The sequence below is a fragment of the Janthinobacterium paucivorans genome (assembly GCF_051380805.1).
Taxonomy (GTDB): domain Bacteria; phylum Pseudomonadota; class Gammaproteobacteria; order Burkholderiales; family Burkholderiaceae_D; genus Janthinobacterium; species Janthinobacterium lividum_D.
On record NZ_JBNYXR010000002.1, the window covers coordinates 74,851 to 90,765 of the forward strand.

Here is a 15,915-nt window from a genome sequence, read left to right on the forward strand (position 1 = left end):
GTCTACGCGGCGGAATGAACAGTATCCGAGCGTTTTCTCAAGGCAAAATTGCGTTTGCGCAAATAATTGGACAGGCTTGCTGCGCAACCTCAAGGACTTCCACGCTGACGACATCAGACTGGCAAGGCAGCAAGATGCTAACGGTCAACATGGAGAACATCATGACATTGCCATCCAAATTACTTTGGTCCGAGGGCCTGGCCATCGGGCCCCAGCAATTCCAGCAGCTGGACCGCTATCATGAAGCGCGCCTGCAACGTCTGGCTTCCTTGATTAATCCCCATTTATGGGGCGTGCATGGTGTCCGCTGGAATGCGGATGCATTGGCCAACAATAGTCTGCGGGCGGACGCCATGTCGCTCGTATTTCAGGATGGAGAACTGTTTGAGGCGCCGCTCGGCGATGTATTACCCAGTGCGGTTGACTTGTCCAAGCTACCGTCGAGCGAACACAGTTTTACTTTTTATGCCGCGCTACCGGCGTTGCAGGCACATGGTGGCAATGTCAGTTCTACAGCAGCGCGCTATGTCCAGGCGGATATCGAAACCCCGGATCTGTACAGCGAGGCGGTCAGCATAGACGTCGCTTACCTGAAGAAGCGTGTGTATCTGCTGTCGCAGCTCGATCCCCTAAATGATTACCTTGCCATCCCGCTCATTCGTTTGTACCGCGCCGGCAACGGCGGCTTTGAAATCGATACCGGCTTCATGGCGCCTGGCCTGACCATCAGCGCCGAGTCGACGCTGCAGAAAATGCTCGATGCGCTGATCGAGCGCATGGGCGCGAAAATTGAGGCGCTGTACAGCCGCCACCGTCAGCCGGGTAAAAATATGCTTGAATTTCACGGCGGCGATGTTTCCTCGTTCTGGATGCTCAATACCTTGAGCATGGCCAGCGCCACGCTCAGTCATTGCGCCAGTTACCGGCGTCACCATCCGGTGTATCTATTTGAAAAATTGATGGCACTGGCTGGTGGCTTGATGACGTTTTCAAAAAAATACACACTGAGCGACTTGCCAGTTTACTGTCACGAGGACGCCGCTCCCGGTTTCGGCAAGCTCGATGGCATCATTCGCGACTTGATCGATACGGTTCTTCTGTCGCGCCACTTCCCGATTGCGCTGACCAATGACACGCAACAAAACACCCACTATTACGGCGTGCTCGATGCCAAGCGGATTGACCCTCAGACCGAACTCTGTCTTGCCGTCAACGCCGATATGCCGGCGCTGGAATTGGTCGCCACGGTACCGTTGCAGTTCAAAATTTCATCGCCTGACAATATCGAATTATTACTGGGCCGAGCACTTCCCGGTGCCGAGTTGCGCCATATGGCCCAGGTCCCTGCTGAAGTGCCAGTGCGGCCCAATACCTATTATTTTTCGATCGAAAACAAGGGCCGTATTTATGACAGCATGATCAAGGCCCAGGCGATTGCGATTTATGTGCCGTCTGGCATCAAAGGGCTGAAGCTGGAATTGTTCGGCATCAGCGCCAGCGCTGCATAACGATGCCTAACTACGCCTAACGACGCTTGGCGTTGCAAGCCGGCGTATTGTGAAAAGATTGTTTTAAGCAATAGACTTGCCCCTGCAGTTGACGTTATCATGTTTTCGTAAGTATTGGTGGCTGATCCATCAGCGCACAGTCGAAACACGGTGACAGGTGGGAGTGAGCATGGGCATGGCGAATGATGCGTGATGTGTCGGGCGGCTCGCGCCCTGGCGACAAAATGGGCAGGGCAGCGGTGCGCCGCTGCTGGCGCGCATTGCTGCTGGGCTTCTGTATCGCCGCGCCTGGCGCCGCATTGTCGGCATCGGCATCAGCATCGGCGTCAGCATTGACGGCGGCCGCTGCGCCGTCGCATCACGGCCAGCGCGTGCTGTTCCTCAACGCTTACGAATATGGCCGCGGCGGCGTGGAATCGTACACGCGTACCTATGTTGCCGCCATGGCCGCCGCTGGCCTGGCCAGCGAAGACATCATGGTCGAGTATCTCAACCTCAATACCCAGGGCGATCCCGCGCTACGCAACGAGATGCGCGATTTGTTGCTTTTGAGATACACTCAAGTGATGGGGCGCAAGGCCGATCTGATCATCGCCATGCAGCAGCCCGCGCTCGATTATTTGCTGTCGGACTTGGTGCCGCTGACGCACGGCGTGCCCGTGCTGGCGATTAACAGCTCGGGCAAGGCCTTGCCGCCCGGCAGTCCGCCTGCCATCTGGCAGCAAAAGGCGAATGTCGATTTTCCTGGCACGCTGGCGCAAGCCATGGCGCTGTTTCCGGAGACCAAAACCATCGTCATGGCCGTCGGCACCAGCGAGGCCGACCAAGCCTTGAAGCGCAGCATGCAACAGGCGGCGCTGGCTTGGCAGGGCAAGGTGATCATGCGCTACCTCGATAAGCTGACCCTGGCACAGATGCGTGCGGAGGTGGCGCACTTGCCCGCCGATACCGTGCTGATGGCGGGCAATGTCAACCGCGACGTGGACGGCGCCATCGCCACGCCCGTGCAGTTTTCCATGCAGTTGGCGCGACTGGCCAATGTTCCCACTTTTGGCATGTACAACGCGGCGCTCGGCAAGGGCATCCTGGGCGGCTCCATCCTGCATATCGAACAGGCCGCGCAGCAGGTGGCGCAGATGTCGCTGGCCGTGCTGGCCGGCCAGGCACCCACCGCGCCAGGCACCTTGCTGCCGCCGGCCCGCCTGCTGCCGATGTATGACTGGGAACAGCTGCAGCGTTGGGATGCCGACATCAGCCGCCTGCCACCGCACACCGTGTTCTTCAACCGGCCGCCGCAACTGTGGCAGGAACACCGCCTTGCCGTGTTGCTGGCGGGCGGCGTCTTCATCGTGATGACCGGCTTGCTGAGCATCTTGCTGCTGCAGCGTCGGCGCCTGCGCCGCGCCGAGAGCGAGGCGCGCGAGAGCGAGCAGCGCTTCCGCATACTGGTCGAGCATGCGCCGGAAGCCATCTTGGTGTACGACCTGGACCTGGATCGCTTCGTCGATGCCAACAGCAGCGCGCAGCGCATGCTGGGCCTGTCGCGCGAGGCTTTGCTGGCACGTGGGCCGTTCGATCTGTATAGCTGCAATCAGCCCGATGGCCTGCCGCTGGGACTGATGATGGAAGAGCATCTGCGCCGCGCCATGCTGGGCGAGCCGGTCCTGGTGGAGCGCAATGTGCGGCGTGCCGATGGCAGCATTTTCCCCTGCGAAGTGCGGCTGGTGAAATTGCCCATGGACGGGCGGCGCCTGATGCGCAGCGGCATCGTCGACATTTCCGAGCGCAAGCATAGCGAGCAGGAATTGCTTGGCTACCGCGACCACCTGGAGGAACTGGTACAGCAGCGTACGGCCGCCCTGTCGGTGGCCGTCACCGAGGCCGAATCGGCGAATCGGGCGAAAAGCGTCTTCCTGGCTAACATGAGCCACGAATTGCGCACGCCCTTGAACTCCGTGATCGGTTTTTCGCAGATGATGGCCGATTCGAGCAGTATGTTCGAGGAAGAAAAGCATAATCTGGCCATCATCAACCGTGCCGGTCACCATTTGCTGACCCTGATCAACGATATCCTTGAGTTATCCAAAATCGAAGCGGGCCGCATGCATCTGCAAACCGGGCCAGTGGACTTGAATGGCGTGCTCGATGAGGTGCTCGAGATGGTGCGCATGCGCTCGAGCGAGCAGGGCATCGCGCTGCAGCTCGAACGTTTCGGCGTGCCACCGCTGGTGCGCCTCGATGGCGCCAAGCTGCGCCAGGTGCTGCTCAATCTGCTGTCGAACGCGCTCAAGTTCATCGAGCACGGCAGCGTCACCTTGTCGCTGACGTGCCAGGCGGCAGAAGGTGGGCAGATGGCGCTGGCGTTTGCCGTGCGCGATACCGGCAGCGGCATTGCGGAAGAGGATATGGAACGCATCTTTGAACCCTTCGTGCAGGCCGACAGCGCGGTGGCGCAGGCCGGCACGGGACTGGGGCTGACCATTTCGCGCGAATTCGTGCGCCTGATGGGCGGCGAGCTAAGTGTCGAATCCACGCTGGGCGCAGGCGCCGTATTCCGTTTCGACCTGCGTGCGCCGCTGCTGCAGCAAGCGGCCGTCCCGGCGCAGGCGCCGGGACGCGTGGCGCGCCTGCCGCCGGGTCAGCGCGGGCGCATGGTGCTGTTGGTCGATGATGACGACAACTGCCGCAAGCTGCTGTCGGGCTTGCTGGCGCCGCTGGGCTTCCAGCTGCAGGAAGCGGCTGGCGGCGCGCAGGCGCAAGCCATGCTGGCGGCGCAGCGCTATGACATGGTGCTGAGCGACTGGCGCATGCCGGACATGGATGGCTTGGCGCTGACGCGCTGGCTGCGCGCGCAAACGACACTGGTGCAGCCGCGCCTGGTGATCATGACCGCTTCCGCCTTCGAGGAAGAAAAGCAGGAGGCCCTGGCGGCCGGCGCCGATGGCTTCCTGCGCAAACCGATCGAGCAAGAACACCTGTTCGCCATGCTGGAGCAGCAACTTGGTGTACGCTTCCAGCGCACAGCCGCCGCGCCGCCGTGTGTGCCGGTGGCAGCTTTTGACTTGCAGCAGGCGCTGGGCCAGTTGGGCGCGACCGAACGGCAGGCACTGCTCGAAGCCGTGCAAGCGCTCGATTTGCGGCGCAGCACCATCGTGCTGGCCGGCGTGGCAACCAGCCTGCCGCAACTGTCCGCGCACATCGCCGCGATGCTGGAACAGCACCAGTATCAGTCGCTGTGCACCTTGCTGGCGCAGCTGGACTGCGAGCCGCAGGGCGAAGACGCATGACTTTTTACACACCCAAAGGCGCCCGCCTCGGTGGCGTGTCCATCGTGCTGGCCGTCAGCGTGGCGCTGACCTTCGTCGTCACGGCCTTGCTGCTGGTGTTTGCCGTACTGTTTTACCAGTCCGAACGCAGCCAGCGTTGGCAGCAGCTGCATGACAGCCTGTCAGTGAGCGCTGACCAGTTGGCCGTGGCCATCGAACTGCCATTGTGGAATCTGGATGAAAAGCAGATGCAGGCCATCATGCGCAGCATGCTGGGCAAGCGCGAACTGGTAGCCGCTGCCCTGACGCCGGGCATCGGCAAGGAAGCGCTGGCCCTGCGCCGCAATGCCGACGGCAGTATCGACAGCCTTTCCTCGCTATCGCCCGATCCGGTCTGGCTGGTGCAGCGGCGCCCCGTGACGATAGGCGGACAAGTGATCGGCAGCGTTGCCGTCTATGCGACGCCGGCCCTGCTGAACGCGCAGCTGCGGCAGCGCGCGCTGGGCATCGGCGCCATGATCGTGGCGCTCGACGCAATCCTGCTGGCCAGCATCTGGCTGCTCATGTGGTGTTTGATGCTCAAGCCCTTGAAGATCATCGGCCAGTACGCGGCGGGCGTCAAGGCGGGGCAGGGCGAAGCATTCGGCACGCCGCCGAAAGCGTGGTTCCAAGGCGAGCTGCGCACTCTGTACCGTTCCATCCGCGACATGGTGGCGCTACTCGACAGCCGCTACCGTGCCCTGCAACGCAGCGAAGAGCGCGTGCAGATGGCGACGGGTGCGGCCAGCATCGGCATCTGGGACTGGAACGTCAGCAGCGACGCATTGCAATGGGATGAACAGATGTATGCGCAGTTCAAGGCCGATGCGGCCAGCGCCATGGCGCCCGCGGCGATCTGGCGCGCGGCGCTGATGCCAGAGGACGTGCCGGCCGTCAAAGAGGCTCTGCGCGCCGCGCTCGGCAGCGGCAAGGCGTTCACGCACGAGTACCGCATCCTGTGGCCCGATGGCACCATCCGCTACATCAAGGCCGATGCCGTGATCTTTCGCGATGGGCTGGGCCGGCCCATGCGCCTGGTGGGCTCCAACTACGACATCACCGCGCACCGCGAGGCTGAACTGGAACTGCTGCGCCACCGCCATCATTTGGAAGAGCTGGTGGCCGAGCGCACGAGTGCCCTGTCGGTGGCCGTTAGCCAGGCACAGGCAGCGAACCGTGCCAAGAGCACCTTCCTGGCGAACATGAGCCATGAATTGCGCACACCCTTGAATTCCGTGATCGGTTTTTCGCGCCTGATGGCCGCCTCGCCCAATATGCAGGACGAGGAAAAGCGCAACCTGGCCATCATCCACCGCTCCGGCAAGCATTTATTGACGTTGATCAATGAAATTCTTGACTTGTCGAAGGGCGAGGCCGGGCGCTTGCAGGCGCAGGCGAGCGTGGTGGCGCTGGCACCCCTGTTGCAGGAAGTCATGGACATGCTGGGCATGCGCGCCGAGCAGCAGGGACTGGCCCTGCGCCTCGATTGCACGGATCTGCCGGCGGCAGTGCTGCTCGATGCGACGCGCTTGCGCCAGGTGCTGCTGAACCTGATGTCGAATGCCGTCAAGTTCGCCGGCAGCGGCGAGGTCACCTTGCGCGTGCGCGCCGAATGGCGCGATGACGCCACATGGTGCCTGTCGTTCGCCGTCAGCGATACGGGCATCGGCATCGCCCCGGAGGACCAGCAGCGCATCTTTGAACCATTCGTGCAGGCCGACAGCTCGGGACCGAAGGATGGCACGGGCCTGGGCTTGGCCATCTCGCGCGAATTGGTGCAGTTGATGAAAGGCGAACTGACGCTGGAGTCCATGGCGGGGCAGGGGGCTACCTTCCGTTTCAGCATTCCCGCGCAGGCAGCGCAGGCGCCGGCACAGGTGCAGGCACCCATGTCGCCAGTCATGTCGTTGCAGGCGCAAGTGGCGCCGGTACTGCAGGCGCAAGATTTGCGATTGCTGTCCCGGGACGAACGCGCCGCCCTGCAGACAGCACTGCGCGAATTGAACCTGGTCAGGGTGGGGCAGTTGCTGGCGGCCTTGCCGCCGGCGGCGGCACCGTTGCTGGCGCCGCTGCAAGCCATGCTCGACCAGCATCAGTACCGGCAGCTATGCATCTTGTTGGACAGTGAGGTCGCGCTGGCGCCTACCTGAAAAGTGTGGACTGACAACATCAAATGCGATGAAAGAAGGGCTCAGTGCCGTGGATTGATGGTGCTAAATTGCAATAAAGATTATGATGATGGTATGTAGCTCATTGCAACGAAATGTCTTGTCCAGCGTGGCAATTGACTGCCGCGCCTCATCCAAAGCTGAGAGAACTGCTACATGCACCGCGATTTTTCCGAAGTGAATGCTAAGGGCGAAGTACTGATTGTTGAAGATACACCTGCTTCGCTGAAGTTGTTGAGCGATTTGCTCAGCGGCGCCGGCTATGCGGTGCGCCAGGCGCCGAACGGTGAACTGGCGCTGTGGACGGCCCAGGCGCGCCCGCCGGAGCTGATCTTGCTCGACGTGCGAATGCCGGGCCTCGATGGCTTTGAAGTCTGCCGCCGCCTCAAGCAGATACCGTCGCTGTGCCAGGTGCCGGTGATTTTCCTGTCGGCGCAGTACGATACGGACGACAAGGTGCGCGGCTTTGCGCTGGGCGCCGTCGATTTCATCGCCAAGCCCTTCCAGGCCGAGGAAATTCTTGCTCGCACCGATGCGCACGTACGCCTGGCGCGGGCGCAGTTGCAGCTGACACAAGAGCGGGCCAACCTGGAACGGCGCGTGGTCGAACGCACGGCCGAACTGGAGCAGGTGGCCAGCACCCTGGCACGCGAAGTGCAGATCCGCCGCGCCAATGAAGCATTGCTGCGCCTGTCGGGCCAAGTCTTTGAGGCCACCCAGGACGCCATCCTGATCACCGATCCGAGCGGCGTCATCGTCACGGCCAATCCTGCGTTTACACGCATCACCGGCTACGCGGCGCAGGATGTGGTGGGTACCGACATCATGCGCCTGCACGCCGAGCACACGGGCGAAGCGGTGTTGCTGGCCTTGCGCCAGGGCTTACACAGCAGCGGCTGCTGGTCGGGCGAAGTACAGACGCGGCGCAAGAGTGGCGACACCTATCCCTGTTTGCTCAGTGTGTCGACCGTGCATGGCCCGGACGGTGACGTGATCAACTACGTGGGCGTTTTCCTCGATATCAGCGAGCGCAAGGCCGAGCAGCATCTGATCGACTTCCTCTCCTACCACGACGCGCTGACCGGCTTGCCGAACCGCGTGCTGCTGCGTGAGCGCTTTGGACAAGCGCGCACCAACGCCCTGCGCGACGGCCAGCAAGTGGTGCTGATGTGCCTAGACCTGGACCGCTTCAAGAATATCAACGATTCGCATGGCCAGGCCGTGGGGGACAAGACGCTGCAAGTGGTGGCGCGTTTCCTCTCGGGCTGCGTGCGCGAGGGTGACACGGTGGCGCGCCAGGGCGGCGACGAATTCCAGATCCTGCTGCACGACGATGTCTTGCTGGGGCGCACGCTGGCGCTGGCGCAAACCATTCTGGCCGGCTTGCGCGAAGAGCTCAGCGTCGACGGCGAGCGCCTGGCGCTGACCACCAGCATCGGCATCGCCATGTGCCCGGCCGATGGCGACAGCCTCGACGACGTGCTGCGTCACGCCGACACGGCCCTGGTGCGCGCCAAGGAAATGGGGCGTGATCATTACGCTTTCTTCACGGAACGCATGGGCAGCGATATCCGCGCCCGGCTGGCCATGCAGCAGCAACTGCGCGGCGCCATCTGCCGTGATGAATTCGAGGTGCATTACCAGCCGCAAATGTGCTTGCGTACGGGCGCCTTGCTGGGCGCGGAAGCACTGCTGCGCTGGGATAACCCGGTGCTGGGCAAGGTGCCGCCCGGCCTGTTCATCGCGCTGGCCGAGGAATACGGCTTGATCACGGCCATCGGCGAATGGGTGCTCGAAAGCGTATGCGCACAAATTCGCTCCTGGCTCGACGCGGGCCTGGGCAGCATCAAGGTGGCCGTCAACCTGTCGGGCAAGCAGTTCGCGCAGGATCACACGGTGCCGTTCGTCGAGGCGGTATTGCGCAAATACGCTATCACGCCCGCCTGCCTGGGTATCGAGATCACGGAAAGCACGGTGATGGGCGACCCGGACAAGGCAGTGGCGGCCCTCACGCGCCTGAAGGATATCGGCGTCGGCATTTCGCTCGACGACTTCGGCACCGGCTATTCCAGCCTCGGCTATCTGAAGCGCTTCCCCATCGACGTGCTGAAAATCGACAAGTCTTTCGTCGACGACGTCACCACCAGCAGCAGCGACGCGGCCATCGCCCGTTCCGTCATCTCGCTGGCGCACAACCTGGACATGCGCGTCATCGCCGAAGGCGTGGAAACGCGTGCACAGGTGGACTTCCTGACGCAACATGGCTGTGACGAAATGCAGGGCTATTATTTCAGCCCTCCGCTGGCGGCGGCACCGTTTACGGTCTTGCTGCGCGAACGGCGTACTCTGGCCTTGGCATAAAACACTGCGGTGCGGCCGGTGCACCATGCCGGTGCGTCCACCGCCGCGTGGTGCGCAATGTTCGCTATTTCTTCTCCTGACGCTGGCACATATCCTGCTTAGGTAGTCGCTTATTTACGCGATTGCCCGTATGCCAGACAGCACCCACCCAGCCATCCTCTCACAGGCCCGCGCGCATGACGCTTGGCAGGCGCATTTGCGCCTGGGTTTTGCCTGGCGTGATGGTGTCAGCCGCCTGGTCGAACGCACGCACAGCGGCCCCCTGCGTGTGCAAAAGCCTTTGTATCCGGAAGGCGGGGCCGTCTGCCACGCCATCATCATTCATCCGCCCGGCGGCGTGGTGGGCGGCGACCAACTGGCCGTCGATGCTACGGTGGGCGAAGGCGCGCATGCCTTTCTTACGTCACCGGGCGCCGCCAAGTGGTACCGTGCCAACGGCCATGTCTCGGGCCAGCACATCGTGCTGCGCGCCGGTAGCGGCGCCACCATCGAGTGGCTGCCGCAGGAGAGCATCTTTTTCAATCAGGCTTGCGTGCGCCTGCGCCACGAGGTGGAACTGGCGGCGAACGCCAACTACATCGGCTGCGACATCGTCTGCCTGGGTCGCAGCGCTGCTGGCGAAATTTTTAACCAGGGCAGCATCGCCCAACAGGTGCAGATCCGGCGCGGCGGCAAGCTGCTGTGGTGGGAGCAGGGCATGCTGGCTGCCGGCGGTCCGCTGATGGCCAGTCCCCTGGGCCTGGCTGGCCACACGGTATGCGCCACCCTGATCGCCGTCGGCCGCCCCCTTGCTGCCGCCGTGCTGGCTGCCTTGCGCGAGATCGAGGTGCCGGTTGGCGCCGTATTCGGCGCCACGCACATGAAATCGCTGGTGGTGGTACGCCTGCTGTGCGGCGACAGCGAGGCGGCGCGCAGGATCATGCTGGCTGCCTGGCTGCTACTGCGCCCCGCCATGCTGGGGCGCGATGCCGTCGTGCCCCGTATCTGGAACACTTGATCAGAAAAGAGGCACAAGGAAAACCATGGACCTGACTCCCCGCGAAAAAGACAAGCTGCTCATTTTTACGGCCGCGCTACTGGCCGAACGGCGCCTGGCGCGCGGCTTGAAATTGAATTATCCGGAAGCGGTGGCCTTGATCAGCGCCGCCATCATGGAAGGTGCGCGCGATGGAAAATCGGTAGCGCAGCTGATGTCGGACGGTAGCAAAATACTCTCGCGTGCCGACGTCATGGATGGCATCGCAGAGATGATCCCCGATATTCAGGTGGAAGCGACCTTCCCCGATGGCAGCAAGCTGGTGACCGTGCATCATCCGATAGTGTAAGCATACCAGCGACATTGAAAGGAGTTCCTCATGACACCAGGCGAATACAAATTGGAAGAAGGCGTAATCACCCTCAATGCAGATCGCGCCACGGCCACCGTGGTGGTGGCCAATCGCGGTGACCGGCCTATCCAGGTCGGCTCGCACTTCCACTTTTTTGAAGTCAACCCGGCGCTGGACTTCGAGCGCTGGCGTGCCTACGGCATGCGCCTCAATATTACTGCCGGTACCGCCGTGCGCTTTGAGCCGGGCCAGCGGCGCACGGTGGAGCTGGTGGCGCTGGCAGGTGAGCGCAAGGTCTACGGCTTCAATGGCGCAGTGATGGGCGAACTGCAAGACACTCCACCAGGAAAGGATTGATATGGCCAGCATTGCCCGCAGTGCGTATGCCGAGATGTTCGGCCCCACCAAGGGCGACCGCATCCGCCTGGCCGACACGGAGCTGTTCATCGAGATCGAGCACGATTATGCGATCTACGGCGAAGAAGTGAAATTCGGTGGCGGCAAGGTGATCCGCGACGGCATGGGCCAGTCGCAGCGTTGCGCTGCCGAGGTGATGGATACCGTTATCACGAATGCCGTCATCCTCGACCACTGGGGCATCGTGAAGGCCGATATCGGCCTGAAAAATGGCCTGATCTTCGGCATCGGCAAGGCGGGCAACCCGGATATCCAGCCCGGCGTGACCCTGGTCATCGGCGGCGCGACCGAGATCATCGCCGGTGAAGGCTTGATTGTCACGGCCGGCGGCGTCGACACGCACATCCACTTCATCTGCCCGCAGCAGATCGAAGAAGCCCTGATGAGCGGCGTGACGACCATGCTGGGCGGCGGCACGGGACCTGCCGTGGGCACGGCCGCCACCACCTGCACGCCGGGGCCATGGCATTTGCACGCCATGCTGGCGGCAGCCGATGCCTTCCCGATGAACCTGGGCTTCATGGGCAAGGGCAATGTGAGTTTGCCTTTGCCATTGGAAGAACAGGTGCGCGCGGGCGCCATTGGCTTGAAGCTGCACGAAGACTGGGGCAGCACGCCGGCCGCCATCGACAACTGCCTGTCAGTCGCAGATCGCATGGATATCCAGGTGGCGCTGCACAGCGACACCCTCAACGAGGGCGGCTTCCTGGAACACACGCTGGCTGCCTTCAAGGATCGCACCATCCACACGTTTCACACGGAAGGAGCGGGCGGCGGCCATGCGCCCGACATCATCGCCGCCGTGGGACAGTCGAACGTGCTGCCCTCGTCGACCAACCCGACGCGTCCGTTTACCGTCAACACGCTCGACGAGCACCTCGACATGCTGATGGTGTGCCACCACCTGGACCCGGCCATTGCCGAAGACGTGGCGTTTGCCGAGTCGCGCATTCGCCGCGAAACCATCGCCGCCGAAGATATCTTGCATGACATCGGCGCCATTTCCATGATGTCATCGGACTCGCAAGCCATGGGCCGTGTTGGCGAAGTGATCATGCGCACCTGGCAGACGGCGCACAAGATGAAGGTGCAGCGTGGGCCACTGGCGCCCGACACGGCGCGCAGCGACAATTTCCGCGCCAAGCGCTATATCGCCAAGTACACGATCAACCCGGCCATCACGCATGGGATTTCCCATGTAGTCGGCTCCATCGAGGCGGGCAAGATCGCCGATCTCGTGTTGTGGAAGCCGGCCTTCTTCGGCGTCAAGCCGTCGATGATTTTAAAGGGCGGCATGATCGCCGCCGCGCAGATGGGCGACCCGAATGCCTCGATTCCCACGCCGCAGCCGGTGCATTACCGCATGATGTTCGGCGCCTTTGGCGGCGGCCTGAAAAAATCTTTTACGTTTGTCTCGCAGGCGGCCTATGACCTCGATATTGGGCATCAGTTGAAACTGAATAAAGCCGTCATCGCCGTGCAGAATATGCGCGGCTTGCGCAAGCAGGACATGATCCATAACGGCGCCACGCCACATATGGAAGTGGACCCGGAAACTTATGCCGTGCGTGCCGACGGCCAGCTGCTGGTATGCGAGGCCGCCGCCGTGCTGCCCATGGCGCAGCGCTATTTTCTATTTTAAACAGGAGGCATCATGCTCACATTGCATACCAAGCTCGGTGCGAACGACGACCGCACGCCCTTCGCGCAACTTGTGCTGCCCTATGATCAGCGCGAAAAATGCCGGCTGCGCGCCGTGCTGTCGAATGGCGACGAGGTGGCCGTGTTCACCGTGCGCGGCACTGTACTGCGCGACGGCGAACGCATGACGGGCCCAAGCGGGCAGGTGGTGCAGATCGTCGCCGCGCGCGAACCGACCTATCTGGTGCAGTGCCTCGATTCCCACACCCTGCTGCGCTGCGCATTTCATCTGGGCAATCGCCACACGCAGGCGCAGGTGGGCGATGGTTTTTTGCGCATCCGCAAAGATCCGGTATTGAAGGAGATGCTGCAAGGCTTGCAGGCATTGGTGACGGAAGAAGACGCGCCGTTCGAGCCGGAAGCTGGCGCATACGGCGGCGGCCATGGGCACCACGACGGCCACGGCCAGCACTTGCTGGCGCCCGTGCCGCTGCGGCAGAAAATCCACCGCCCCGGCGATGTGCCGTGCGCCGCATGATGCAGGCATCGGCCTTGCTGCATCTGCTGCAGTTCGCCAGCCCGGCCTTGCCGATAGGCGCCTACAGCTATTCGCAGGGGCTCGAAGCGGCGCTCGAAGCAGGCCTTGTGACGGACGCGGTGACGGCGCGCGGTTGGATCTCGCAGCATCTGGCGCAGGTGATGGCGCGCTGGGAAGCGCCTTTGTGCTGGCGCTTGATGCAGGCGTTTGAAGCGCAGGACCTGTGCGCCGTGCAGTGTTGGAGCGAGCGCTTTATCGCCTCGCGCGACACGGCGGAGTTCCGCGCCGAAACTATCCAGATGGGCTATTCCCTGACCAAGCTGCTGGCCGAGCTGGGCGTGGCCGATGGCGTGCTGATCGACATGCTGCAGAGCCAGCCGGAAGTGGCGCTGCCCACAGCCTATGCCTGCGCCGTGGTGGCGCTGGCGATCCCGCGCCAAGAAGCGCTGCTGGCGATGCTGTTCGCCTGGGCGGAAAACCAGGTGCTCGTCTGCGTGAAATCCGTGCCGCTGGGGCAGGTGGCGGGCCAGCGTTTATTGCTGTCATTGCGCCCTGAACTTGAAGCGGCGGCCGGCACGGCGCAAACCATAGCAGACGCGGAGATGGGCAACTGGGCGCCCGGCCTGTCGCTGCTGTCGATGCGGCACGAAGTGCAGTACAGCCGGCTGTACCGTTCCTGAATCCTACAAGCAGACACTACAACGTGACACCACAACGAGACACCACAACATGACAACGATTACCTCCAATCCGCTGCGCGTAGGCATCGGCGGGCCCGTCGGCTCGGGCAAGACGGCGCTGTGCGAAATGCTGTGCAAGGGCATGCGCGAACGCTATGACATGGCCGTCATCACGAATGACATCTACACCAAGGAAGACATGGAAATCCTGCTGCGCGCGGACGCCTTGCCGGCCGAGCGCCTGATGGGCGTGGAGACGGGCGGCTGCCCGCACACGGCCATCCGCGAAGACGCCTCCATCAACCTGGAGGCCATCGCGCGCATGCAGGCAGATTTTCCGAACCTCGACCTGATCCTGGTCGAATCTGGCGGCGATAACCTGGCCGCTACCTTCAGTCCGGAACTGTCGGATTTGACGATCTACGTGATCGATGTGGCTGGCGGCGAAAAAATCCCGCGCAAGGGCGGCCCCGGCATCACGCGCTCCGATTTGCTCATTATCAACAAGACGGACCTGGCGCCGTATGTGGGCGCCAACCTGGACGTGATGGCGCAGGATGCCAAACGCATGCGCGGCGAGCGCCCCTTTGTGTTGACGAATCTGCGCAGCGGCGACGGCGTGCAGGTCGTCATTGATTTTATCCGCGAGCAAGGTCTGCTCGACCAACCAGGCAAGGAGCTGCAATGAGCGCAAGACGGATGATAAAAACGGCTACTGTGGCCGCATTGTATTTGCTCGCTTTGCCTGCCATGGCCCATTCCGGCCACGGCGACAGTGCCGGCTTGCTGGCTGGTTTCGCCCATCCATTGACGGGCATCGACCATTTGCTGGCCATGCTGGGCTTGGGTATATGGGGCGGCCAGCAGCGTCGCAGCCTGGCCCAGCCCGCCATCTTTCTCGGCATGATGCTGTTCGGTGCGCTGGCCGGCATGGCGGGCTGGCGTATTGCCGGCCTGGAAACGGGCATCGCCGCCACGGTGGCGCTGCTGGGATTGGCCATCGCGTTGGCGCTGGCCTTGCCGAACTGGCTGGGTATGTTGTTAGTGGGCATGTTCGCTCTGGCGCATGGGAATGCGCATGGCCAGGAATTACCCGCAGCCTCGGCCGCGTGCGGCTTTATGCTCGCTTCGGCCATGCTGCTGTGTGCGGGGCGTTTTGTCGGCCAGGTGCTGGCCGAGCGCGTGCTGCGTGTCGCCGGCGTGGCTTTGACGGCCGCCGGCCTGGTGTTGATGGGGCTTGCTTAAGCGCCGGGGCGCTTGTCGGACAGCACGATGGGTGCCGCTTTTTCAGGGTGCAAGCCCTGGTGGCCCGCATACACGGCCGCGATGGCGGCCATGTCGGCGTCCTTGTCGCCGGTCAAGTATAAATGGTCGACGACGCCCAGCACTTTGTTCGGGTAGTCGATGTAGACCAGCAGTAGCGGCACCTTGGCAGCCAGGGCCAGGTGATAAAAGCCACTTTTCCAATTCGGACGGTAGCTGCGCGTCGCTTCCGGCGTGATGGCCAGCCAGTACCAGTCGGCGGCCAGCATGCGCTCGGCTTGGCGTTGAATCGTGCCGCTGGTGGTGCTGCGGTCGACGGCTTCGCCGCCCAGGTAGCGCAGCACCTTGCCCATCGGGCCGCGAAACAGGGAATCCTTGGCCAGCCAGCGGAACGGCAGCGATAGCGCCCATTTACCGAACAAGCCCACCATGAAATCCCAGTTCGAGGTGTGCGGGTAGACAACGGCGATGCCGCGCGGCCCCGGCAGGGGGCGGGCGCGCATGCGCCAGCCAAACAGGTGCAGCACGCGCAAGGCGCAGCGCTGGTGCCAGGTCGGCAAGTCGCCCGCTTGTACAAATAAATCGTCCATTGATACCCTTCAGTGACACTGTTCTTAATCGGATGGCGCTGGTGGCCATTTTCCTTGAAGTAAAAATTCTGCGCAGGCATTTTATACGCGGCTGGCGGTGGCGACAAGCAGCCGAG

General features: G+C 62.6%; 13 protein-coding genes. 12 read left to right on the forward strand and 1 reads right to left on the reverse strand.

Annotated elements, in window-relative coordinates; translation table 11 throughout:
• The first annotated feature begins 14 nt into the window (after window positions 1-14).
• The 12 genes from tssK (at window position 15) to ACQ4V8_RS03455 (ending at window position 15,191) form a co-directional block, all read left to right on the forward strand.
• Window positions 15-1,508, forward strand: a complete 1,494-nt coding sequence (tssK, locus tag ACQ4V8_RS03400) for a type VI secretion system baseplate subunit TssK (protein ID WP_436570896.1) — start codon at window positions 15-17, stop codon at window positions 1,506-1,508.
• 182 nt (window positions 1,509-1,690) lie between these two features.
• Entirely contained in the window at window positions 1,691-4,795 is a 3,105-nt protein-coding gene (locus ACQ4V8_RS03405; protein WP_436570897.1) for a sensor histidine kinase, read from the forward strand.
• Window positions 4,792-6,963: a sensor histidine kinase gene (locus ACQ4V8_RS03410; protein ID WP_436570898.1), complete on the forward strand. Its 2,172-nt coding sequence runs from the start codon at window positions 4,792-4,794 to the stop codon at window positions 6,961-6,963. Before ACQ4V8_RS03405 ends, ACQ4V8_RS03410 begins: the two co-directional genes overlap by 4 nt.
• Window positions 6,964-7,137: 174 nt before the next feature.
• Window positions 7,138-9,342 carry a GGDEF/EAL domain-containing response regulator gene (locus ACQ4V8_RS03415; RefSeq protein ID WP_010399243.1) on the forward strand — a complete coding sequence of 735 codons (2,205 nt, stop codon included), beginning with the start codon at window positions 7,138-7,140 and terminating at the stop codon, window positions 9,340-9,342.
• 130 nt (window positions 9,343-9,472) lie between these two features.
• Window positions 9,473-10,339: an urease accessory protein UreD gene (locus tag ACQ4V8_RS03420; RefSeq protein WP_436570899.1), complete on the forward strand. Its 867-nt coding sequence runs from the start codon at window positions 9,473-9,475 to the stop codon at window positions 10,337-10,339.
• Between the two features lie 25 nt (window positions 10,340-10,364).
• Window positions 10,365-10,667 (forward strand): urease subunit gamma, encoded by a 303-nt coding sequence (locus ACQ4V8_RS03425; RefSeq protein ID WP_010399241.1) that lies wholly within the window; start codon window positions 10,365-10,367, stop codon window positions 10,665-10,667.
• Between the two features lie 30 nt (window positions 10,668-10,697).
• Window positions 10,698-11,027, forward strand: a complete 330-nt coding sequence (locus ACQ4V8_RS03430; protein WP_010399240.1) for an urease subunit beta — start codon at window positions 10,698-10,700, stop codon at window positions 11,025-11,027.
• A gap of 1 nt (window position 11,028) precedes the next feature.
• Window positions 11,029-12,729: an urease subunit alpha gene (ureC, locus tag ACQ4V8_RS03435; protein WP_010399238.1), complete on the forward strand. Its 1,701-nt coding sequence runs from the start codon at window positions 11,029-11,031 to the stop codon at window positions 12,727-12,729.
• Window positions 12,730-12,741: 12 nt separating this feature from the next.
• Window positions 12,742-13,266 (forward strand): urease accessory protein UreE, encoded by a 525-nt coding sequence (ureE, locus tag ACQ4V8_RS03440; RefSeq protein ID WP_010399237.1) that lies wholly within the window; start codon window positions 12,742-12,744, stop codon window positions 13,264-13,266.
• Window positions 13,266-13,946, forward strand: coding sequence for an urease accessory protein UreF (locus tag ACQ4V8_RS03445; protein ID WP_029496499.1), 681 nt, complete (start codon window positions 13,266-13,268; stop codon window positions 13,944-13,946). Before ureE ends, ACQ4V8_RS03445 begins: the two co-directional genes overlap by 1 nt.
• 49 nt (window positions 13,947-13,995) lie before the next feature.
• A complete protein-coding gene (ureG, locus tag ACQ4V8_RS03450; protein ID WP_010399232.1) occupies window positions 13,996-14,634 on the forward strand; it encodes an urease accessory protein UreG in 639 nt (212 codons plus the stop codon).
• Complete coding sequence (locus ACQ4V8_RS03455; RefSeq protein ID WP_436570900.1) at window positions 14,631-15,191, forward strand: HupE/UreJ family protein; 561 nt, start codon at window positions 14,631-14,633, stop codon at window positions 15,189-15,191. The genes ureG and ACQ4V8_RS03455 overlap by 4 nt, the downstream gene beginning before the upstream one ends.
• Here the strand turns inward: ACQ4V8_RS03455 and ACQ4V8_RS03460 are convergent.
• Window positions 15,188-15,799 carry a 1-acyl-sn-glycerol-3-phosphate acyltransferase gene (locus tag ACQ4V8_RS03460; protein ID WP_010399227.1) on the reverse strand — a complete coding sequence of 204 codons (612 nt, stop codon included), beginning with the start codon at window positions 15,797-15,799 and terminating at the stop codon, window positions 15,188-15,190. The two genes, ACQ4V8_RS03455 and ACQ4V8_RS03460, sit on opposite strands and share 4 nt — an antisense overlap.
• Between the last annotated feature and the right edge of the window lie 116 nt (window positions 15,800-15,915).